The sequence below is a fragment of the Microcoleus sp. POL10_C6 genome, from assembly GCF_036701585.1.
In the GTDB taxonomy this organism is placed as follows: Bacteria; Cyanobacteriota; Cyanobacteriia; order Cyanobacteriales; family Microcoleaceae; genus Microcoleus.
This window is the reverse complement of record NZ_JAUBRB010000027.1, coordinates 59,326-81,555: the sequence shown is the minus strand read 5'-3', so window position 1 is coordinate 81,555 and position 22,230 is coordinate 59,326. Positions and strand designations below refer to the sequence as shown.

Below are 22,230 nucleotides of genomic sequence, written 5' to 3'. Positions count from 1 at the left end.
GTTCTCAAATCTCAAATTGATTTATGGTAGCCAGCGGGGGTGATAGCCGGCAAAGGGAAGTTCTTCTGGCTGTACTTTTGCGCGAGAACCGTCTGCGGGTATTTCTACTAAGGGTAGCAGCCAGAGGCGGCTGGTGGCGATGGACTGTCCACTATCGTTGCGGGGACTGTCTGCTACGGAGGGAGTTGCTGCTGTGACTGATTGGTCGAAAATTAATGCCAGCCCGTCGGGAGATAAACTGATTTGGGTATCTAATTGGTTGGGCAAAATCAGCAGCGGTTTGATGGTTCCGACCAAACGAGTACCCTCTTTTTTGAGGTCGATGGTGGCGATGAAAGGCTGTTCTTTGTAGCTTTCTGTTTTGAGGCGTTGGGCTAACAAACAGTAGAGACGCTGAACTTGGTTGTCTTGGTTTTTGCGGGGGTCGAAATAAACGGCCATAATGCTGCCGGGAATACGCAATATTTCTTGTTCTACACCTTGGTTATCTAAGATGAAAAGCGATCGAGTAAAGTCGCTGTTGTATTTAACATAGGCGGCGGCAGAGTTGTCGCGGGCCATTCCCAATACTTGTTCGTATTTTGGCAAAAATTCTACTGGATCTGCTTCGGGTTTGAGGGGGACGATCGCTAATCCTTGTTTTTGAGATATTACCATGGATTTGCTGTCGGGGCGAATCATAAAATCTCCGCCTTGTTCATTTTCCAAGGGTCTGGGCGCCTGTTTTTCTTCCACAATCCAAGGACTGAAATCGCCGGGATTGCGACGGTTGACGCGCTGGACAACTATGATTTTTCCGTCGGCTGAGAGGTCGAATTTGAGGTTTTGGTAATCTTTGGAGTCTAAGATTTTGTCGATTCTACCGGCTGGGTATTTTTGTTGAGTTCCTGAGTCCGATTGGGGGTTGAGACCGGTGGTGACTGTGAATAGTTCTTGATTTAGAGTGCCACGAGTACGGGCGATCGATCGATCTGTGGCGGAGAATAAAATGCGATCGCTGTCGGGATAAGGTTTAAAATCGGTGACAACTAAATCTTTGGGAGTGAGGGGTATGGGTTTTGAGTCGCTGCTGCTGAGATTGACTAGCATTAATCTGCTTTCTGTTTCGCCTTGGACACCGATGTAAGCAAAAGCTCGATCGCGGCTGCGAAAGGAACTGCTAAACGGTTGCATGGGCGTTCCTTTATTTTGGTTTTTTTCTCCAAAATACTTATCGGTTGCTCCGGCGAGTTTGACTGTGTAGGTAACGCCGTAGGGTGCTGGATCTTTGAGGGTGTAAGCCATGCGTCTTCCCGCCCAACTAAATTTACCGGGGAGGGGTGGTTCTAGCTTTAAGTTTTCCTCGACGGTGGGCTGGTTCATCGGCCGAAAGAATGTGAGGATAAAGCCGGTATCTTCGGCGCCGATTTGTTTGTTTTCCCAGGTAAATTCTCGCACTCTGGGTGCTGTGCGATCGCCGCTCAGCAGCAGCAGCCCTATTAAGAAGCTCAGCACTAGCATGAGGACGATCGCCGTGCGGTCGATCGGCTGTTGGAATGGCAGAATAGCGAAGGGTGAAGGATTAATTTTTTTCTTAAAAATACTCACAAATCTTTCTCTCCTACTTTCTGCTGAAAATCAACTGCCAAATTTTCCCTCTTAAATTTTACTGTCTTGGGCGTACTCCCGACCCCCTGAAACGGTTTTTTTTACCAGCAAAAAGGGCTGCAACGAAATATGTTGGTAAAAAACTCGGTTTTTGAAAGTGTGTGTGCCTCCAGGACTGAACTAAACTCACGAGCTTAAATCCGTGGAGTCTGCGGCACTTCCAACAGTATCAACCGAGTGGAGATGCGAAATTTGAGATTTTACCTTTTAGGCTGCCTCCGAGCTAAAAATTGCTCGATAGAGAGAGGCTTTGAGGACAGTAGAGCACCCTACAATTATACCACTTGCGTCCAACACTGTTTGAGATTTTAGATTTTTAATTTAATCTCACATCTCAAATCGCTAATTATTTAATAGGTTGAGGGGTAACGCTTGCGATCTACCCATCCTACTAATAATCATGACGACTACTTAGATCCCTTTCACGAAGCCTTGCCGATTGGTGTGTGGGAACTATTATTAACTGCTGACAGTGTATACGGCGATTCCGGTTCGGGATATAGCTTAGAATATTTGCTATCGTAATGCCTGATCTCAAAATAGTTTAAGTTTGACGGGTGGGGCTTATATATCGAGAAACATTCCAAAAGACAAAAAGTGGCTGCACTCTCTAAAGGCCCGACCTTCACTACTTGATTTTTGAAGATGCGACCTGATTTTATCCACTCTTTCATCTGCTTTCTTGACAAACAGTAAAATCCTGAATGAGGATTGGTACACTCAGCAAATTTTACAGTTTCTATCTCTACACTAGATAGTTGATTCCACGATAGTTGATCATCTATTGTCAAATCAATGTATCTCTTGGTTCCTTGATACATTTCAAAACGGTGTGGGTAAAGAATAGCATTCTCATACCCGCTTTGTCGGTTAAAACTTTCTAATTTTTCTAGAATGAAAGCATCGTACAAAACAATGTCATCTTCTATAAATAAAAACCAGTCAAATTTTTCTACTCTTTCGACAAATTCTTCCTGAAGTCTAAACTCTACAAACATGGGGTCGCATTCAGGGCCTTCTTGGATCTGAATGCACTTAATTTGATATTCAGGTAAGTAGGCTGTAACGTGCCTGTTCGGTAGAGTTTGGATAGTAATTGTCAGGTCGCAATGAGCAAAAGTCGTTAACAGTCCATCTATTGTGTGCCTGAGTCTCTCTATTTTTGCTGTGGCTTTTTCGGGATTGTTAGATTCTTCAACTGATGTAATGTGTGGGACAGCCACAAAGACTTTGGGGCGTTTTTTTTCGGGATGTTCGTTTTCTTTGAACAAATTTATAATCCGATTTTTTTGATAAAAAAACATCAGTTTACTATACCTTGTTGCCACTCGCGATATTTCTTGTAAAAGAGCCATTTGTAAGAACATAAAGTGCATTACTTTGCTTCTTGTATTTTGTTCGGCTGACATAGAGACAATCTCCTTTTTGTTTACTGAAATAGTTGATTGATTGGAACTAAATCCATCGGTGATATTTTATCGATTGGCAGACCCAAATCCAAAGCGACTCTACACCAAAGTAGAGTGGCCAGCACCACTACAAACAGGCCTGTTAATTGAATATCCTGCCAAAAACAAGTTAGTCCTTCTTTCCACAAACCGTAGTTAGTTACTGCATAGGTAGGAAGGTCACCGAGAGCTACAGCAATCACGGCACCTAAATTACCTTTTAAGTAGTATCCCAGCGGTATACTTATACATAGATTCACAAAAGTCAGCAGATTGCCTATAGCTGGGTACTGAGACTTTCCTACGGCTAACAGACAAGAACCCATGATATTGTGGAGGGTGGTGTGCCAGATACCTAACGCCAAGATTGGCATCATCCAAGATGCAGCCTCATACTCTTTCCGATACAGTGTTAAAATTAACTGATCTCCAAAGATCACAAAAATTGCTAAACCTACGGCTAATGGTATTAGAATTAGCTTGCGGTTCTTGAGTATCTTCGCGCGCAACTCCTCCCGCGGCAACTCTGCCAGCATAGAAATCGATGGAAAAATCACCCGGCCACTAATGGCGATGATGACTTGGCGCGGCATATCCCCCAGGGTAAAAGCGATGCCGTAAATGCCCAACATTGTTAAAGTAAATATTTTCCCTAGGATCAGTCTATCGGCTTGAGAGCACAAGAAAAACAAAGCCGTAGACAAAAATATCCATTTTCCATAAGAAAATATTTCTTTAGCTGCTTCTTTATCCCAAGCAAAGCGGTTTGACTTGCCTGGAATCAAAAAATGGCTCCATACTAACTCCATGAAAGCTCCCGTAAAGCCACCGACGATGATCGCCCAGATGCTGCGATCGAACCATGCCCAGACAATCATCACTGTTGTAGAAACAATCTGTATGCCCAACTCAAAAATTACTACTTTCTTCACTGCCATTTTGCGTTCTAGGCTGGCTGTGGCAGTAGATTTAAACCCTCCTAGTACGGAATTTATACCTATGATTGGAATTAACCACAGAAGACGGGGCTCTTCATAAAAACTCGCAACGGGCTGGGTAATTATAACCAAACCAATCCAAATGAACAAGCTGCGAAGAACTTGCAGTGTCCAAGCGGTGTTGAGAAATTGAGGATCTTCCCCCCGTTTGTTCTGGATGATACTTGGGCCCAAACCTATGTCTGTAAATAAGTTGATCCCTGTTATAAAAACGTAGGTTAGACCTACTAGACCAAATAATTCGGGTAAAAGCAGACGCGTCAGGATTAAGTTACTGCCAAATCGGATAATTTGACTGCTTGCATAACTGGCGATCGTCCAGGCAGCACCTTTGATAGCTAATTTTTTTTCTGATGACATATACTCAGAATTTATTTCCTAATTACGAGTGTAGTTGCTGAATTTGTTATTTGCAACTCCTAGAGGAGGATACTGCCACTTTTATAGCTGACTTTACCGTATGTTGATCTGTATACGGAGATTGGGTCTGGACTTTCCATCTCGCAATCAAGGTAAAATTTAATCTGATACTTACTCAACATCTAATAATCATAAGGGTTTTTTGGTTCGGGAATTGGTGTGAGGGAGGATGCTTGAATGATTAATTTGCGCTTGCCTTGGAGTTCTTCTACGATCGTTTCTCCTTCTATTTCTAGCCAAGTGTCTGGGGCAAAGGTGGTGCGGCTTTGACCGATCAGTAATTTTACCGGCAACCCGATCGGATAGGCGTCTGCCGCGCAGCAGGTAATGATAAAACGCCCAATCCACATATATTGTTCTGTTAGGTTAGGGGGGTGAATTACAAATCCTTGAACTTTGACTTTTTGACCTCTGTATGTATCCGGTTCGGGGTTGAAATTTAACAGCCGCACCCATTCGACGAGCGATCGCTGTTCGGGTTTTGTAGTATTGCGAAATTCTTGGGGTTGCAGTCTGGTGATGGGCAGGGATTCGGTGAGGCCTCGTTCTAATGCTGTCTGGCTGGTAAAGGTGCGTGGCGTTGTTAGTAAACCTATTAATGCGACGCCCAACATTAAGGTGCTGCCGATACTGGGGGGAAACAAAGTAACGTGTTCAACTTCTGTGATTCTGAGAGAGTTATTTGCTGTTGATGTCCGCGATTGCTTTGTGGTGCGATCGAGCTTTAAGAGTTCCCAAGTTTTTAAACCGCCAATAACCATTAAGCCGATTCCTCCTGCTAGAGTCAAGCCAAAGTAATTGGGGTGAATGAGAATGCTTAATTTGCCGGTGATCCAATATTTAAGAAGCAGTATTCCCCAGGCTAATATAGCTAGGGCGTCCAGCCAGGGGCTAATTTTTTTAAGATTCATTTTTTAATAGTGATTGGGAAACAAGAGGGAAGAGGGAAAAGAAAAAACACCTATCCGTATATCCGTGACTTCCGTGTCGTGGAGCAAGGTCATTGAAAATCTAAAATAGTATTAGTGGTCTGTTTGAGCTAATTTATTAACCTAAATGCAAGTTGACAGCCAGGGTCATTAAAAAGGTTAACTGAGCTGCCAACACAATTAAGTAAAGGACGGACCTACCTTTAAAAATTGACAGCATTAAACCGATGCCTTTGAGGTCAATCATCGGGCCAAAAACGAGAAATGCTAACAGCGAACCGCTGGTAAATGTGGAAGCAAAAGCCAGGGCAAAAAAGGCATCTACTGTAGAACAAATCGACACGACTGCGCCTAAGATCAGCATGGCTATAATCGAGGAAACGGGGCCTTGGCCGAGGTTGAGAATTAGTTCGCGGGGGGCGCCCACTTGAATGATTGCTGCGATCGCACTTCCGATCACCAACACTCCTCCCAATTCCCGCAACTCCTGTACCATAGTATCTAAAAGCAGGCGCAGACGCTCTTTAGAAACAGGGTGGAACATCGAGGAACGTTTCGAGGTTTTTTCTGTTTTGCCTGTTGGTAATGGCTGCCAGTCGTCTTGTAGCAAAGATTCGATCGGCACCGCACCCCCCGGCTGACCGAGCATAAATGTTCCCGACTGCAACAGCAGCGGAGTGTTGGCTTCGACGAGTTCTTTTTTGGAAAACTCTGGTTTTGGGAGGGGAATAGCGCGGGCTACAGACGGGTGCAGCAGAGGCCGCAAGTCTTTTTGGGCGCTGAACACCCAGCCGATAATTGTGGCTATAGACAGAGAAAATACCACCCGCAAAACTACAATTTCTGGCTGATCGCGAAATGCCGTCCAAGTCGCCCAAATTACCACGGGGTTGATGGTGGGGGCTGCGAGCAAAAAGCCGATCGCGGCGGGTGCGGGCACTCCCTGCATCAGTAACCTGCGGGCTACGGGCACGTTACCGCACTCGCACACGGGAAACAAAAAGCCAATCGAACTGCCCATCAAAGCCGCCAGCAGCGGGTTTTGTGGGATGCGCGATACGAGTTTGCGTTCGTCTACAAACCCCAGCAGCAAACCTGAAAATAAAACTCCGAGCAGCAGAAAAGGTATTGCTTCTACTAACAAGCTGAGAAACAGGGTGAAAGCATTATTTAACTGATTTGTCAGGGCGGGTTGCATCGATCACCTACTGGTAGATTGCTATTTAGCTATACGTCTTTGGTGGAACTCCTTGTAGATCATACCAAAGCCTAGCACTAAGTTAAGATCGAGTTAATTGTTTTTGGTCTTTTTTTTGCTAGGATTTGTAGACCTTCTCATTTAATCAATGCTAAGACATGGAATGATTTCGACTGGTTAAAACTGTTGGAATTTGGCTGGATTTTTATTCATATCCGCCTCGTACAGCCAATCAATAATTGACTATGCCAACCGTCGCGGATTTGATGGATATTTCGGTTAAGAATAATTGATTTTAGAACATATGCCAAGGCAGATTTTACAGATTGCGGGCGAGGCTAACTGTTTTATATAACGATCGCTACAAAATTGGTTTGTAGCGATGACTTTAGTTTTCACTACAAACCTATAGGGGACGCACTGGCAGGTGTGTCGCTGGCTGAGCGTTACGGGGGGTTGCAAGTACCGGATCGGGGAGATGGGATGAAATCGCCTCAAATGCCCTAGCAGGGGCGATGGCCCGACGCCATCGGCATTAGGGAGCTAAAACTCAGGGACGCGATCGCTCCAATTTGGGCTTTTAACTTGTCTGCTGACGTGTGCATGGCGTGGGCGATCGGGCAATTCCCATTTTCTTCTATTATCAATCAATTATATTTCTCAGCCTAATAATTTATTAACAAAAGGTTAAGACGATTAATTAAGATTAATGAATAGTTAAATAGTCGAAACAAGCGTTAATACCGCTCAAGTCAGTATAAAATAAAGTCAGGTATAATTACCAGGGCGCATTTATCTCGGTGATCCTCAATCTTGCCTAATACTTTAAGTGGTAAAATTTTCCTTGCTACAGTCAGTTTTTTGTGTAATTTAAAATGCAGTTTGCCAGGGGGATGCCGGTCAAAACACTCAGCAACTCACCTGCTGAGCTTTGGTAGCTGAATGTCTGCTGGCAAATAGAACCCAAAAAAGCGTGCTGATAAATTTATGTTGAATACCTCCTGCGTAGAAAGACCCGTCCAACCCATCTCCGAGGCTGACCTAGGAGAACTTTGTTTAGACTCTACTCTCCAACAATTGTCGCTTTACGATTTTCAGGTAGAAGCTACGGATTGGGGAATGCGAATTTCTCAGATGTTAGAAGCTAATCCGCTGTTACCGGGAGTCATTGTCACCCATCATGGTGAATTTGCCGGTATGATTTCCCGGCGGAGATTTTTAGAATTTATCAGCCGTCCTTTTGGGCGAGAATTATTTTTAAAGCGACCTGTGAGGGCTTTGTACCGCTTTGCCGAAACTGAGAGTTTAATTTTTTCCAGCAATACTTTAATCGTGGATGCAGCCAGGAAGTCGCTGTTGCGATCGAAAGAACTGCTTTATGAACCGATTGTGGTTCAAGTGTCGCCTCAAACTTATAGTTTGCTAGATGTACATGAACTGTTAGTAGCCCAATCCAACATTCACGAACTAGCGACCAAATTGCTGAGGCAGCAAACTCAATCTCAACTAATTCAAACCGAAAAACTAGCGAGTTTGGGGCAGATGGTAGCTGGAGTCGCCCACGAAATTAGAAATCCCGTCACCTGCATCAGCGGAAATCTCGGCTTTTTGTCCAACTACTCGAAAGACATCATGGATTTGCTGTCTGCTTACGAAGACATTGTGGGTGACAGCGAAAAAATTAGCGAACTCAAAAAACACATAGAATTTGATTTTTTACAAGAAGATTGGGTGGAAATTCTCAAAAGTATGAAAGTTTCATCGCAGAGGCTGACCGAACTCGTCACCAGCCTGCACACCTTTTCTCACATGGACGAAACCCACTTGAAGCAAGCTAACATCCACGAATGTATTGACAGTACGCTGCTAATTATGAAAAATCGTCTGAAGTACGGATTTAAGGTAGTTAAAAACTATGGTGATTTGCCTTTGGTCAAGTGTTACTCTGGTCAGTTGAGCCAGGTATTTATGAATATCATCAACAATGCGATCGACGCTTTGGAAGAGGTAAAAGAAGAAAAGGGTTTTATGCCTGCAATTACTATTGAAACCGAGGTAATAGACAGTTCTGACGGCGACTGCGTGAATTCGGAATTAATTCAAAATTATGTGAGGGGCGATCGACAAATTGCCAAACAGCTATCATCCGCCAGCCAAAACGGCGACTTCTGCCCAGAAGCAGCGGAAAAAAATCAAAATAACGCTTGGATAGCCATCCGAATAGCTGATAACGGGCCGGGAATTCCGCCAGAAATTCAGCGGCGGATTTTTGAGACATTTTTCACCACTAAACCGGCCGGGAAAGGTACCGGTTTGGGGTTGGCAATTACCCATCAAATTGTTACGGAAAAGCATAAAGGTAAGTTAAATTTGCATTCTACGCCCGGTACAGGTACTGAATTTGAAATTTTGTTGCCATTGATTTGAAGCAATAACTCATATCAAATCTCTCTTCTCTTTATCTGCGTGAATCAGCGTCAACCCTTGTCATCTGCGATCCGAAAAAATCTCTTTTGTTGACCGCAGATGAGGGCAGATAAACACCGATTAACGCAGATGAATTAGCTCAATTTCGGTTGCCATCTGTGATTGTTGACAGTTGATTGATGACTAATGACTACTGACTAATGACTAATGACTCTTTTTAAGCTCTTAGCTGAACAGGCATTACCAAGAATGTAGCATTAACTCCGCCTAAAGGCTGGAAAATTACGGGGGCTAAAGCACCGTTTAATTGCAGTTGAATTTCTGGGGATTGAGCAGTTTTCAAAATGTCAATTAAGTATTTCACGTTGAAAGCAATATCTATGCTATCTCCCGAAATCTGTGCGGGCATTGACTCTTTGCCACAGCCGACATCTTTAGCATCTACAGACAAAGTAATTTCCTGATTCTCCTCGTCGATGCTGCATTTGAGAATATTGTTTTTTTGGTCTGCAAAAACGGCAATTCTTTCTACTGCTGCTAAGAACGATCGCCTTTCTAAGGTAATTTGCCGCTCAAAAGACGGCGGAATCAACTGCCGATATGCGGGATATTGCCCTTCCAAGGTGCGGGTGGTCAGCCGCTGATCTGCCCATTCAAACACTACTTGACCGTGTTCAAAATGCAGGGTGACAGGTTCAGTCCACTGCCGCATCACCAGCATTCTTTCTACTTCGCGCAATGCTTTAGCGGGGACTGTCACCTCAAATTCTTCTTGGGTTTCTTCGCCTTCAGGTTTTTCATTGGCAGTTTGAACTACTGCCAATCTGTGACCGTCTGTAGCTGCAAATTCCAGGCAATCTTGCAATACCTTTAAATGCACGCCTGCAAGTACCTGTTTTGCCTCGTCGGGGCTAGTAGCAAATAAAGTTCCTTTGAGTCCTTCTATCAAGGCTTCCGGTGGCAATTTGAGGATTGTTCCGCCTTCTATTGCAGGCAATTCTGGGAATTCTTCCGGGCCCATGCCTCTAACTTGGTAGCTGCCAGAACTGCAAGTGAGATATGCTACGGTGTCCCCCGCTTCGTCTTCTAAAGTAATCTCTCCATCTGGGAGTCTCGAAACAATATCGTTGAGTAATTTAGCGGGTATGGTAAAACTGCCGCCGCCTGTTACTTCTGCTGCGAAGCTGGTGCGAATGCCCAAACTGAGATCGAAAGCTGTCAAGCTAACCCGCTGATTTTCCTCATCCGCTACTAAGAGCACGTTGGCGAGTACCGGATGTGTCGGGCGGGAGGGAACGGCCCGACTTACCAACGAGAGGTTGGCGTTGAGGTCACTTTGGGTGCAAACCAATTTCATGGTAGGAAGGTTAATTAACCGGATTTGAAACAGAAACAAATCGTATCACAGAAAGCCGGCGGGTCGGTTTTTCTGTGTGTAGGGGTTAAGTATGGGGCGCTTATTGCCGGTTTCTACGCAAAATTTTGCCTGTAAAAACGAGAAATCTTCGTAGAAACCGGGTTTCTGAGGTCAGCCCGCGTCGCGAACTATGTGTGTAGGGTGTGTAGGGATCACCAGTTTTTTTTAATTTATTGAATTATTTTTGTATCGATCGCCCTGTGGAAACTGTGGAAAAAAAAGCTAACTGCTGGCTGGGCATAACCTCTAGGTAATAAATCCCTGTGGAAAACTTGTGGAAAAGCTGTTGCGGTCGATCGCCCGCTTATTTTTGTGCAAAAACTGTTTTGGGCGATCGAGTAAAGTTTTCCACAAACGGAGGGGAACTTTTCCACAGGTTTTTCCACAGGCAAGATTGTCTATTATGGGGCATTGGGAATTGGGAATGGGAATTGTTGACTGTTGACTGTTGACTGTTGACGGCGTTGAGTGATGACAACTGACAACTGACAACTGTCAACCGACAACTGACAACTGACAACTGACTTCTTCTCAAGTTTTGCGGCTGACAGCGTTAATTCGATCGCTCAACTGACGCAAAGTTTGGGCCAAATTCGGGTCAGTATTCCGCAACTGAGCAATTTTGTCGCAACTGTAAAGCACAGTCGTGTGATCTTTGCCACCGAACACTTCTCCAACTTTCGGCAAACTCAAACCAGTATGCTGCCGAATTAAATACATCCCTATTTGACGTGCGAGACTAATTTCTCGCCTGCGGGAAATACCTTTCAAATCTTCAACAGAAACATCAAACTCCTCAGCCACAACTGCAATTACTGCATCTGGCGTTGCCTCTACACTTTCAGTTTGCGGATTCAAAACCGGGGCGATATTTTCCACAGTCATCGGCAAACCGGTAATTGAAAGATATGCTACCGCCCGAATCAAAGCACCTTCTAATTCCCGAACGTTGGAAGTGTAACTAGAAGCAATGTATTCAATCACATCTCGCGGCAACCGCATATTTTCATACTCGGCTTTTTTCTGCAAAATTGCCATCCTAGTTTCCAAGTCGGGCAATTGAATGTCGGCAATTAATCCCATGGAAAATCGGGAACACAAACGCTCTTGCAGGCGGGGGATTTGCTGCGGCGGGCGATCGGAAGCTAAAACTACTTGATTCCCGGCTTCGTGCAAAGTATTAAAAGTGTGAAAAAATTCTTCTTGAGTGTATTCTTTCCCTTCAATAAATTGGATGTCATCTATTAATAAAACATCGGCTGCCCGATAATGGTCGCGGAAAGTTTGCATACTGTCTTTGCGAATGGCGGCGATTAAATCGTTAGTAAATTTCTCAGTAGAAACGTAAAAAATCTTGGCGTTGGGGTCAATTTCCAAGCGATAATGACCGATCGCCTGCATTAAATGAGTTTTGCCCAAACCGACGCCACCGCACAAAAATAGGGGATTGAATTCTCGGCCCGGAGACTCGGCTACGGCGAGGGAGGCTGCGTGGGCCATGCGGTTGTTAGAACCGACGACAAAGCGGGAAAATAGGTATTTGGGGTTTAAATTGGCGGGTTTGGGGGGGTGAAGCGAGTGGCTTTCCGGGACATCCGCGATGGGGGAGGGCCAAATTATGGCCGAGTCGCTGCTGCCGCCTGTTTCGTTTCCCCCGGCAATTGTCAAGTAAATGTCTACGGGATAGCCCAGAATTTCTGCGACTGCATCGGCAAGGATTTCTCTGTAATATTTTTGCAACCAATTGCGAGCAAAGGGGTTGGGGGCGCTGACGATCAAACAGTTATTTTCGAGTTGTTCGGCCCTAGCAGTTTTGATCCACGTCTCAAAGCTAGGTCTGCTCAGTTGTACCTGGAGACGTTCAAGTATCTGATTCCACAGACTTTCGAGGGGAATGTCCACTGCTCACCTCTGCCGATCGGCATTCAAGATATTAATTCTACTCTAGAGAGTTTAGTCGTCAGATGCTAAAGTTTAAGGGAGTCTGCGGTAGCTTGCGGGGCGGGACGCCATCGCCGAAAATTTTGCGGCTCTGCAGCCCAAACCAGGTATCGGGGAGCTGTTCAGCAAATATTTAGATTTGGCAGGAAAGCCTTAAAACATGGCCATGAAGAGTTCTACTGGCAAATTTTGGAAGCAACCGGCAATTTACATATTGCTGCTGGTAACGGGAGCCGGGGCCGCCATGTTGGGCGATCGTCTGACGGTTTCTCAATTTGGTGCAAATTCTGGCGATTCGCGACAAAGGGCGCTGGAACCCAAATTGCAACTGCCTCGTAATACAAAGGATCAAGCTAGCAAAGTCTTGCCGCCGGCTTCGTTGGCGGGCGACGCGGCTAATGTGAATTTTATTGTGGCTGCGGTGGCAAAAGTTGGCCCGGCAGTGGTTCGGATCGATGCTTCGCGCCGGGTGAAACCGGGAAATAGAGGGCTGTCGCCGGAAGATTTTTTTGGCATAGAACCGAATTCGGGCGGCCGGGGCGGGATCGAACGGGGCACTGGTTCGGGTTTTGTCATCGGTGCTGACGGCTTGATTCTCACTAACGCTCACGTTGTAGAGGGAGCCGATACCGTAAATGTAACTCTCAAGGACGGCCGCAGCTTTCAGGGGCGGGTGTTGGGGGCGGATAAGGTGACGGATGTGGCTGTGGTGAAGATTGAAGCCAATAATGTGCCTGTGGTGGCGATCGGCAATTCGGATAAGCTGTTGCCTGGGGAATGGGCGATCGCGATCGGCAATCCTTTGGGTTTGGACAATTCCGTAACTGCGGGAATTATTAGCGCTACGGGGCGATCGAGCTCAGAGGTGGGCGTACCCGACAAGCGGATCGGTTTTATTCAAACAGACGCTGCAATTAATCCGGGGAATTCCGGCGGCCCGCTGCTGAATGCTTCGGGACAAGTTATTGGCATGAATACGGCGATTATTCAAGGCGCTCAAGGATTGGGGTTTGCGATTCCCATTCAGGCGGCGCAACAGGTGGCGAAGGAACTGATTTCGACGGGGAAAGTCGAACACGCTTATTTGGGTATTGAAATGGCGACGCTGACTCCCGATGTTAAGGAGCAAATTAACAGCAATGCTACCAGCAGTCTGCGAGTTGCAGTTGATCGGGGTGTGGCTATTGTTAGCGTTGTTCCTAATTCTCCCGCAGCAGCATCAGGTTTGCGGGCTGGAGATGTGATTCAAAAGATTAACAATCAGCCGATTATTCAGTCGGAAGCTGTTCAGGAGTTCGTGCAAAATGCTAAGGTTGGCGGGCTGTTGCAAATGGAAATTAACCGCAACGGGCAAATAGTTAATTTGAGTGTTAAACCGGGGAGTTTGCCGGTTCAAAAAGTTGGATAAGAAGGAAGTTCGGCAACGAGCAATGTACGGGATGTAACGGATGTAACGGAGGTCAAGAAGAACATCAGAAGGAAGAAGAAAATAATAATTTGTCAGTAGTTAACGACTAACCAATAACGACTAACCAATAGCTATGGCAGAAATATTACAAATTTCTCAATTAGGAAATCCCGTACTGCGCCGCCAGTCTCAAGTTGTCGAGAATATTAAGGACGATCGCATTCAAGAGTTGATTGACAGCTTAATCTGTACAGTACAGCAGGCAAACGGAGTGGGGATTGCTGCCCCTCAAGCGGCTCAGTCCGATCGTCTGTTCATCGTCGCATCCCGTCCCAATTTACGGTATCCCCAAGCACCCCACATGGAACCCACAGCGATGATTAATCCCCGGATTGTGGCTGCATCAACAGAGACAGTCAAAGACTGGGAAGGCTGTTTGAGCATTCCGGGGATTCGAGGGTTGGTGCCGAGAAGTAGGGCGATCGAGATAGAATACACCAGTAGAGACGGCAAACTCCACCGACAAGAATTGACAGACTTTGTGGCCCGAATTTTTCAACACGAACACGACCATTTAGATGGAATCGTGTTTTTAGACAGAGTGGAAAATACCCACGAACTAATCACAGAGGACGAGTACCAAAAGCAAATCGTCAACTTACTATAACACTTGATATAATTGCTAGTAGTAACACCAGTGATGTTGTGAATAGGAGGGCGAATGTCTATCAATTTGGAAAAAGGCGGGAGAATCAATCTCTCTAAAGAAGCACCGGGGCTAAAAAATGCCGGGATTGGTTTGGGATGGGATACCAATGCTACAGATACCGGCACAGCGTTTGACTTAGATGCTTCCGTGTTTATGTTGGGGGCTACGGGCAAAATTCCCGGCGAAAAATACTTTGTTTTCTACAACAACAAGGAGTCGCCGGACACTTCTGTAATACATCTGGGAGATAGCAGAACTGGAGAAGGATTTGGCGATGATGAAACCGTTACAGTCGATTTAAGCAAAGTCGATCCGGCGGTGCAAGAAATTGTGTTTGTGGTAACTATCCACGAAGCAGAATCGAGAAGGCAAAACTTCGGTCAAGTGCGGAATGCTTTTATCAGGATTTACGACACTACTACTAACACAGAGGTAATGAAGTACGATTTAGACGAGGATTTTTCTCGGGAGACAGCGGTAGAGTTTGGCAGACTTTACAAGAAAGACGGCGAGTGGAGGTTTCAAGCTGTAGGAGAAGGCTACAATTCCGGCTTGCAAAGCTTTGTAGATAAGTATGCCGCATAAAAAGGCGATCGCTCCCAGCTAAATAAATCGAGGGGAAATTCGGAAGCAGGAATGTTTCCCTCGATTTTAAGCAATCAGACTCATGAGGTGATAAACCAGATGGGAATTCAATTAAAGAAGGGCGAAAGATTTAATCTTTCTAAAACATCTCCAAGTTTAACAAAAGTTGCGATCGCCCTGGGGTGGGAAATAGCAACTGAACTAAACTTACCGAACTCAAACCCGCAAAGCTGCGATATCGATGCCTCTGTTTTTGCATTAGGTGCGGACGGCAAGATTCCCGATGAAAGATACTTTGTATTTTACAATAACTCGCAGTCGCCGGACGGAGCGATCACCCATTCGGGAGATAATCAAACTGGTCAAACTCAAGGGGATGACGAGACAATTGATGTAGACTTGGAAAAAGTAACGGCTGCTGTTGAAGAAATGGTTTTTGTGGTCACGATTCACGACGCACAAGCTAAACATCAAAATTTCAGCCAAATCAGAAATGCTTTTATCCGATTGTACGATCGCCAAACAGGCAGCGAACTAGCGCGGTATGATTTAACCGAAGCTTTTTCTGAAGAAACAGCAGTCGAGTTTGGACGGTTGTATAAAAAAGATGCAGCTTGGAGATTTCAGGCCGTAGGGCAAGGATATAAAGCAGGGTTGCAGAGTTTTGTTGATAAGTATCATTCTGAGATTCAACAGCAAGAAAAACCAGCACAACGTACAGTAGAATTGCCTAAATTACCAGTTATTGAAGATAGCCACAAAAGTCAGAAAGCTATAGCGTTAGACAAAAAGCTTGAGGAGAAAGCGCCGCACATTTTTAATCTCGCGAAGAAAGCCGATATCTCGCTCAAGAAAGCAAATCTCACAAATCACAATGCTCAAGTAGCGCTTTGCCTCGATATTTCTGCTTCTATGTCTTCCCTATACCGTTCAGGAAAAATTCAGCGTTTGGCAGAGAAGATTTTGGCTTTGGGGTGTCGGTTGGATGACAACGGATCAATCGACATATTTCTGTTTGGAGTCAACCCCCACAATCCCGGTGAAATGTCGATCGACAATTTCTCAAACTTCATCCACAATATACTGCAACCGTATCCTTTAGAAGGAGGTACTTACTACGGTAAAGTAATGAAAGAAATTAGAAATTTCTATTTTCCTGACGCTCGCGGTAGCAGGCGCTACGCAGCTATTAAAGCCGATCGACCTGTATACGTGATGTTTGTCACGGATGGAGCCACTGCTGACGAATCGGAAACCAAGCAGCAGCTACAATGGTCGTCTTACGAGCCGATATTTTGGCAGTTTATGGCGATCGGCAAGTCGCAGAAAGATGTCAAAAGTAAGGGAGCTCGCGGGTGGTTAGCAAGAGCCGTAGCGAGCGATTTTAGCTTTTTAGAACAGCTTGACGAAATGGGCGATCGCTACCTAGACAACGCCGATTTCTTCAGTTTAGAAGACCCAGAACATATTGCCGATGAGGAATTATACGATTTGTTGACAGCCGAATATCCACATTGGGTAAAATCAGCACGAATCAAAAATCTCTTACCCTAGAAACAGCTTTTGCAGCCAAACAAAATGCTAGCTTAGGGCAATCATTCAACTTCACCATAAACCTTACAAAATCTCAAAACTATGGCTATCAACTTGACAAAAGGGCAATCGATCGTTCTCAGCAAAAGCGAATACGACTTATCCAGATTGACAATGGGTTTGGGCTGGGATGTTGCCCAAGCTAAAAAAGGTCTTTTCGGTCGAAGCAGCGGTGCCAATTTTGATTTAGATTCCTACGCTATGCTGCTGGGAGAAAATGGCAAAATAAAGAACTACAAAGAGGATGTAATTTATTACTCTCATTTGGAGTCAAAGGACAAAACAGTTGTTCACTCAGGCGACAATCTCACGGGGGCTGGAGACGGAGACGACGAACAAATAGTGGTGAAACTGAGTTCTTTGCCAGCCGAATATAACAAAATTATTTTGGGCGTAAATATTTACGATGGAAAAGAGAGAAAACAGCATTTCGGCCTGGTACAAAATGCTTTCGTGAGGGCTGTAGATGCCGCCGGGAAAGAAATAGCTCGCTATCGCTTGTCAAATGACCCATCTTATGAAGGAAAATTAAATATGTTGATGGGAGAAGTTTATCGAGAAGGCGGCGAGTGGAAGTTTAAGGCTTTGGGAAATCCTTTGGCTGAAGATATGAACGGTGTTGTCGGTTCGTTTATGCGGTGATCTTAAAAATGTTGTTTTAACCGCAGGTAAACGCAGATAAACGCAGATGAAATTCCATCTGCGTTTATCTGTGTTAATCCGCTGATATCTGCGGTTAAAAAATCCCCATGTACTTATTAGACATCTGCAAAAAACCTACTCCAATCAATCTTTGATCGGCCGCATTGTGGGAAACATGACGGCATCTCGGATGCTTTGAGTATTAGTTAAAAGCATCACCAATCTGTCTACGCCGATACCCATTCCCGCACAATTAGGCATTCCCAAAGATAGCGCTTGGATAAAATCTTCATCCATTGGATGCGCTTCGTCATCGCCGGCATTTTTCTGCGCCAACTGTTCCTCAAACCGCTTTCTTTGCTCTTTCGGATCGTTCAATTCTGAAAATCCGTTCGAGTATTCTGTACCGTTGATAAACAGCTCGAAACGTTCTACAAATCCCGGCTTGCTGCGATGTCCTTTTGCTAAGGGACTGACTTCAACAGGGTAGTCGATGATGAATGTAGGTTGAATGAGTTTGGGAACAACTAATTTGTCAAAAACTGCATAGAGCACGTAGCCTAAACTCTGTTGTTCTAACTTAGACAGGTGCAATTCTAACTTGGTTGCAGAGTCGATCGCACTTTCCAAGTCCAAACTGTCAAAATCCAGCCCAAACTCGTCTCTGACAGCTTCTACCATCGTTTTCACTTGCCAGTGTTTGCCGCTGAAACCGGGATACTTTTCGCTGTAGTCGAACTTGCGTTCTAAACTAATCGTTTCCCCCTGATTTTCAATTTGTTTGACATCCCCAAATACCGCCGCTGCCGCGAAACACATCACGTCTTCGACAACTCCTAAAATGTCGAAAACATCAGCATAAGCTTGGTAAACTTCCAAAGAGGTAAACTCTGGATTGTGGGTGCTGTCAATTCCCTCATTTCTAAATGCTTTCCCTAGTTCAAATACTCGCTCGAAACCGCCGCAAATTGCTCTTTTTAAGAATAATTCGGGAGCCACTCGCAAATACAAATCTACCTCTAAAGCATTGTGGTGAGTAATGAAGGGCTTAGCAGCAGCACCGCCGTAAATAGCTTGCAGTGTTGGCGTTTCTATTTCGTAAAAATTGGCTTGCCAGAGATAGGAACGGATGCTTTGAACGATGCGGCTGCGAAGCATAAAACGGTTGAGCGCATCTTGGTTGCTTGCCAAATCCATTTCGCGGTGACGGCGGCAAACTTCGGGGTCGTTAATTCCATAATAAGAATCGGGAAATTGAATGGTAGCTTTTGATAGAAGCTTTAATTCCCTCACTAAAATAGAAAGTTCTCCCCTGGGGGTGCGGCAGCCGATACCTTCGACGCCGACAAAATCGCCGACATCGAGCAATTTTTTAATTTGTTCAAAGCTCAAACCAACTTCGCCGGTGACGATTGCTTTCTCGATTTTGAGTTGAATTTTGTCTGTGGCGTCTTTTAAATCGATGAAACCAATTTTGCCGCTGTCTCGCTTGGAAGTGATGCGGCCTGCTAATCGCAGGGAAATTTCTTCGGGGTCACTTTGTCCGTTTTCGAGTTCTTTTCCCGGCTGACTAAATATTTCGCGAACAAGCTTGGCTGTGTGCGATCGCGCGTAGGATTCACTGGGATACGGTTCTATGCCTTGCGATCGCAGTTCGTCTACTTTTTGACTGCGGACTTCGGCTTCACTGAGAGTCATTAGTTATTGCCTGATTAAAATTACAAATATCTGACATCTTGCACTATTCTGGCGATCGTGCGATCGGGCGTTGCTCAAAGCAACGCCCTACAAGAAAATTCACTCTTTGTGGAACAGGCATCTTGCCTGTTCGTGACAAAGCTGCAAGATGTCAGAAACACCAAACTCTATCATAACTGGGCGGCTTTGAGAGGCAATTTGCCAAATAAATAAGTTACATCCTCTCGTAGCCCGATCGCACATAGCCGCACTCGGCCCAGAAATATCTCCGATAAAAATTTACAATCAACTGCACAAAGCGACCGAAACATTAAAAAATTAAGTTGTCTGTCGATCGCAACAGGTGAGATGATATGTAGTGCAGCCTCACGGCAGTTCCATAGAAACTGAACAGCAGAAACGCGAGCGATCGAACTCGGCTCATCGCACCTCTGTCAGAATCGACCACACACACTCTCTCTTAACGTATAAAAACCAGAATTATGGCTGTTGCAACCCAATCACTCGAAGAACTCTGCATCAACTCTATCCGCTTTTTGGCCATCGATGCGGTAGAAAAAGCAAAATCAGGACACCCGGGACTGCCGATGGGCGCTGCCCCTATGGCTTTTGTGCTGTGGGATCGGTTCATGCGGTTCAACCCCAAAAACCCCAAGTGGTTTAATCGCGATCGCTTCGTCCTCTCCGCCGGCCACGGCTGTATGCTACAGTACGCCCTCATGTACTTGACCGGCTACGATAGCGTCACCCTCGACGACATCAAGCAATTTCGTCAGTGGGAATCCAAAACCCCCGGACACCCCGAAAACTTCGTCACCGAAGGCGTAGAAGTTACCACAGGCCCCCTCGGACAAGGAATTGCTAATGCCGTCGGTTTGGCAATGGCAGAAGCTCACCTCGCTGCTAAGTTTAACAAGCCCGACCACACCATTGTTGACCACTACACCTATGTCATCATGGGTGACGGCTGCCACATGGAAGGCGTTTCTGGCGAAGCTTGTTCTTTGGCCGGACACCTCGGACTCGGCAAATTAATTGCCCTGTACGATGACAATCACATTTCTATTGAAGGCGACACAAGCTTGGCCTTTACTGAAGATGTGGGCAAGCGTTTTGAAGCTTACAATTGGCACGTTATTACAGTAGACAATACCGCTCTAGACGAAGATACTAACCTAGAAGCAGTTCACAAAGCTATTGAAGAAGCCAAAAAAGTCACGGACAAACCGTCCATGATTAAAGTCCGTACCATCATTGGTTACGGTTCTCCAAACAAGCGCAATTCTTACAGTGCTCACGGCGCTGCTTTGGGTAGCGATGAAGTGCAAGCAACTCGTGATTTCTTGAAGTGGGAACACGCACCGTTTGAGATTCCTGATGATGCTTTGTCACACTTCCGCAAAGCAGTCGATCGCGGTGCTCAATCTGAGCAAGAATGGCAGAAAGCTTTTGATGCTTATAAAGCAGCATATCCTGCAGAAGCTGCCGAATATGAGCGCACGGTTGCTGGCAAACTTCCTGAAGGTTGGGATAAAGTTTTGCCGACATACAAGCCGGAAGATAAGGCAGATTCGACTCGGAATCATTCTGGAAAATGTTTGAATGCTTTGGCAGGTGTTCTACCTGAATTAATCGGCGGTTCCGCTGACTTGGCATCTTCTAACATGACTTTGCTCAAGGGTGAAAAAGACTTCCAAAAAGGTCAATACGAAGGACGTAACCTGCGCTTTGGTGTGCGGGAACACGGCATGGGTGCGATCGCCAACGGTATGCTTCTGCACGGCGGTTTAATTCCTTACTGCGCTACTTTTTTGGTATTTGCTGACTATATGCGGGGAGCAATTCGCCTCTCTGCACTATCGGAAGCTGGAGTTATTTATGTAATGACTCACGACTCCGTAGCCTTGGGCGAAGACGGCCCCACTCACCAACCCGTGGAAACCATCGCTTCTCTGCGAGTAATTCCCGATTTGTTGGTAATGCGCCCTGCGGATGGTAATGAAACATCCGGCGCTTACAAAGTGGCAGTTGAAAGCCGCACTCGCCCAACTTTAATGGCTTTGTCGCGCCAAAACTTGCCCAACTTGGCTGGAAGCTCGATCGAAGGAACAGCCAAAGGCGCTTACATTTTGTCCGACGACGGCGGCACTCCCGACATCATTTTAATCGGCACCGGTGGCGAAACCTACCTCTGCGTTGATGCCGCTGAAAAATTGCGCGCTGCAGGCAATAAAGTGCGCGTAGTTTCGATGCCTTGCTGGGAATTGTTTGACTTACAAGATGCCGCTTACCGCGAATCTGTACTGCCGAAAGCTGTTACCAAGCGGTTGGCAGTTGAAGCGGCTGTTAGCTTCGGCTGGGGACGTTATTTGGGTTCCGAAGGCGATAGCATCAGCATCGACAGATTCGGCGCTTCTGCACCGGGCCCCGTTGCTTTAGAAAAGTTTGGCTACACCGTTGATAATGTGGTAGCTAAGGCTCAGGCGCTGTTGGGTTAATAGCAGCATAATTTTTGGTGGGGCGGGCTTCGAGCTCGCCCCATTTTTTATAGCAGAAGGAAGAAGTTCGGCAACGGATTCGCTTTCTTCGGATGTAACGGATGTAACGGATGGATGGAAGAAGGCTTTAGTTATTTAGAAGATAAGGAAGAAGGAAGGAAAAGCTAAAATCCTAAAATCTCAAATCGGCATATAGCAATCCTTGGGGGAGTCGTAAATTTTTTACCCCACCCCAACCCTCCCCTTAGCAAGGGGAGGGAGTAAGAAATTCACAAAGGATTTAGGATTGCTATATAGCAATCCTAAATCCTTTGCATAATTATTGTAGGGGCAAACCCCCCGTGGTTGCCCGATATATAAGGGGTAGGCACGGGGAGTAGGGGTAGCACTACCCCTACAAATTTATCTGAATCATTTAGGATTGCTATATAGGGTTTCACTTCGTCATACCTCACATCTTGCACCATTGTCAGGAACAGGCAAGATGCCTGTTCCACAAGAAAATTCATCTCTTGTGGAACAGGCATCTTGCCTGTTCATAAAAGGATTGAGAATGGTGCAACATATAAGTTATACCCAACCTAGAGCTCGCTACAGCTCGCGAATCATTGAGAATTGCTATATTAAGACTTACGGAAGAAAAACCAGTTTCTACAACAATATTCCGTTTGG

The 22,230-nt window shown here is 45.5% G+C and carries 18 protein-coding genes; 7 read left to right on the top strand and 11 right to left on the bottom strand.

The window, feature by feature from the left end; translation table 11 throughout:
* Window positions 1–21 precede the first annotated feature (21 nt).
* The 6 genes from QUA34_RS16935 to QUA34_RS16910 form a co-directional block, all read right to left on the bottom strand.
* A complete protein-coding gene (locus tag QUA34_RS16935) occupies window positions 22–1,587 on the bottom strand; it encodes a hypothetical protein (protein ID WP_333388424.1) in 1,566 nt (521 codons plus the stop codon).
* A gap of 482 nt (window positions 1,588–2,069) precedes the next feature.
* Window positions 2,070–3,056, bottom strand: coding sequence for a hypothetical protein (locus tag QUA34_RS16930; RefSeq protein ID WP_333388421.1), 987 nt, complete (start codon window positions 3,054–3,056; stop codon window positions 2,070–2,072).
* Window positions 3,057–3,076: 20 nt separating this feature from the next.
* Window positions 3,077–4,453 (bottom strand): oligosaccharide flippase family protein, encoded by a 1,377-nt coding sequence (locus tag QUA34_RS16925; RefSeq protein WP_333081199.1) that lies wholly within the window; start codon window positions 4,451–4,453, stop codon window positions 3,077–3,079.
* 182 nt (window positions 4,454–4,635) lie between these two features.
* The gene (locus tag QUA34_RS16920) at window positions 4,636–5,424 is read right to left on the bottom strand and encodes a TIGR03943 family putative permease subunit (RefSeq protein WP_333388418.1); all 789 of its coding nucleotides are present in this window, start codon (window positions 5,422–5,424) and stop codon (window positions 4,636–4,638) included.
* Between the two features lie 136 nt (window positions 5,425–5,560).
* Entirely contained in the window at window positions 5,561–6,640 is a 1,080-nt protein-coding gene (locus QUA34_RS16915; RefSeq protein WP_333331238.1) for a permease, read from the bottom strand.
* A 503-nt stretch (window positions 6,641–7,143) separates the two neighbouring features.
* Window positions 7,144–7,287: a hypothetical protein gene (locus QUA34_RS16910; RefSeq protein ID WP_333081195.1), complete on the bottom strand. Its 144-nt coding sequence runs from the start codon at window positions 7,285–7,287 to the stop codon at window positions 7,144–7,146.
* Window positions 7,288–7,627: 340 nt separating this feature from the next.
* Between QUA34_RS16910 and QUA34_RS16905 the strand changes: the two genes are divergently transcribed.
* Window positions 7,628–9,067, top strand: a complete 1,440-nt coding sequence (locus QUA34_RS16905; RefSeq protein WP_333388415.1) for an ATP-binding protein — start codon at window positions 7,628–7,630, stop codon at window positions 9,065–9,067.
* 217 nt (window positions 9,068–9,284) lie between these two features.
* Here QUA34_RS16905 and dnaN read toward each other — a convergent pair whose 3' ends face one another.
* The 3 genes from dnaN to dnaA form a co-directional block, all read right to left on the bottom strand.
* Window positions 9,285–10,424 (bottom strand): DNA polymerase III subunit beta, encoded by a 1,140-nt coding sequence (gene dnaN, locus QUA34_RS16900; protein ID WP_333081191.1) that lies wholly within the window; start codon window positions 10,422–10,424, stop codon window positions 9,285–9,287.
* Window positions 10,425–10,730: 306 nt separating this feature from the next.
* Window positions 10,731–10,976: a hypothetical protein gene (locus QUA34_RS16895; protein ID WP_333388412.1), complete on the bottom strand. Its 246-nt coding sequence runs from the start codon at window positions 10,974–10,976 to the stop codon at window positions 10,731–10,733.
* A gap of 39 nt (window positions 10,977–11,015) precedes the next feature.
* Window positions 11,016–12,386 carry a chromosomal replication initiator protein DnaA gene (dnaA, locus tag QUA34_RS16890; RefSeq protein ID WP_333331247.1) on the bottom strand — a complete coding sequence of 457 codons (1,371 nt, stop codon included), beginning with the start codon at window positions 12,384–12,386 and terminating at the stop codon, window positions 11,016–11,018.
* Between the two features lie 205 nt (window positions 12,387–12,591).
* On the opposite strand from dnaA, the gene QUA34_RS16885 reads away from it, so the two are divergent.
* The 5 genes from QUA34_RS16885 to QUA34_RS16865 all read left to right on the top strand — a co-directional run bounded on the left by QUA34_RS16885 (window position 12,592) and on the right by QUA34_RS16865 (window position 17,362).
* The gene (locus tag QUA34_RS16885; RefSeq protein WP_333388407.1) at window positions 12,592–13,833 is read left to right on the top strand and encodes an HhoA/HhoB/HtrA family serine endopeptidase; all 1,242 of its coding nucleotides are present in this window, start codon (window positions 12,592–12,594) and stop codon (window positions 13,831–13,833) included.
* Between the two features lie 133 nt (window positions 13,834–13,966).
* Window positions 13,967–14,500, top strand: a complete 534-nt coding sequence (def, locus tag QUA34_RS16880; RefSeq protein ID WP_333388404.1) for a peptide deformylase — start codon at window positions 13,967–13,969, stop codon at window positions 14,498–14,500.
* Window positions 14,501–14,554: 54 nt separating this feature from the next.
* Window positions 14,555–15,127: a TerD family protein gene (locus QUA34_RS16875; RefSeq protein WP_333208952.1), complete on the top strand. Its 573-nt coding sequence runs from the start codon at window positions 14,555–14,557 to the stop codon at window positions 15,125–15,127.
* Window positions 15,128–15,226: 99 nt separating this feature from the next.
* The gene (locus tag QUA34_RS16870; RefSeq protein ID WP_333388401.1) at window positions 15,227–16,681 is read left to right on the top strand and encodes a TerD family protein; all 1,455 of its coding nucleotides are present in this window, start codon (window positions 15,227–15,229) and stop codon (window positions 16,679–16,681) included.
* A gap of 81 nt (window positions 16,682–16,762) precedes the next feature.
* Window positions 16,763–17,362: a TerD family protein gene (locus tag QUA34_RS16865; RefSeq protein ID WP_333208955.1), complete on the top strand. Its 600-nt coding sequence runs from the start codon at window positions 16,763–16,765 to the stop codon at window positions 17,360–17,362.
* Window positions 17,363–17,506: 144 nt separating this feature from the next.
* On the opposite strand, the gene lysS is transcribed toward QUA34_RS16865, so the two are convergent.
* Both lysS and QUA34_RS16855 read right to left on the bottom strand, forming a co-directional pair.
* Window positions 17,507–19,060, bottom strand: coding sequence for a lysine--tRNA ligase (gene lysS, locus QUA34_RS16860; RefSeq protein WP_333388398.1), 1,554 nt, complete (start codon window positions 19,058–19,060; stop codon window positions 17,507–17,509).
* Window positions 19,061–19,370: 310 nt separating this feature from the next.
* A complete protein-coding gene (locus QUA34_RS16855) occupies window positions 19,371–19,508 on the bottom strand; it encodes a hypothetical protein (protein WP_190734883.1) in 138 nt (45 codons plus the stop codon).
* A gap of 34 nt (window positions 19,509–19,542) precedes the next feature.
* On the opposite strand from QUA34_RS16855, the gene tkt reads away from it, so the two are divergent.
* Window positions 19,543–21,558 carry a transketolase gene (gene tkt / locus QUA34_RS16850; RefSeq protein ID WP_333388395.1) on the top strand — a complete coding sequence of 672 codons (2,016 nt, stop codon included), beginning with the start codon at window positions 19,543–19,545 and terminating at the stop codon, window positions 21,556–21,558.
* Window positions 21,559–22,230 lie beyond the last annotated feature (672 nt).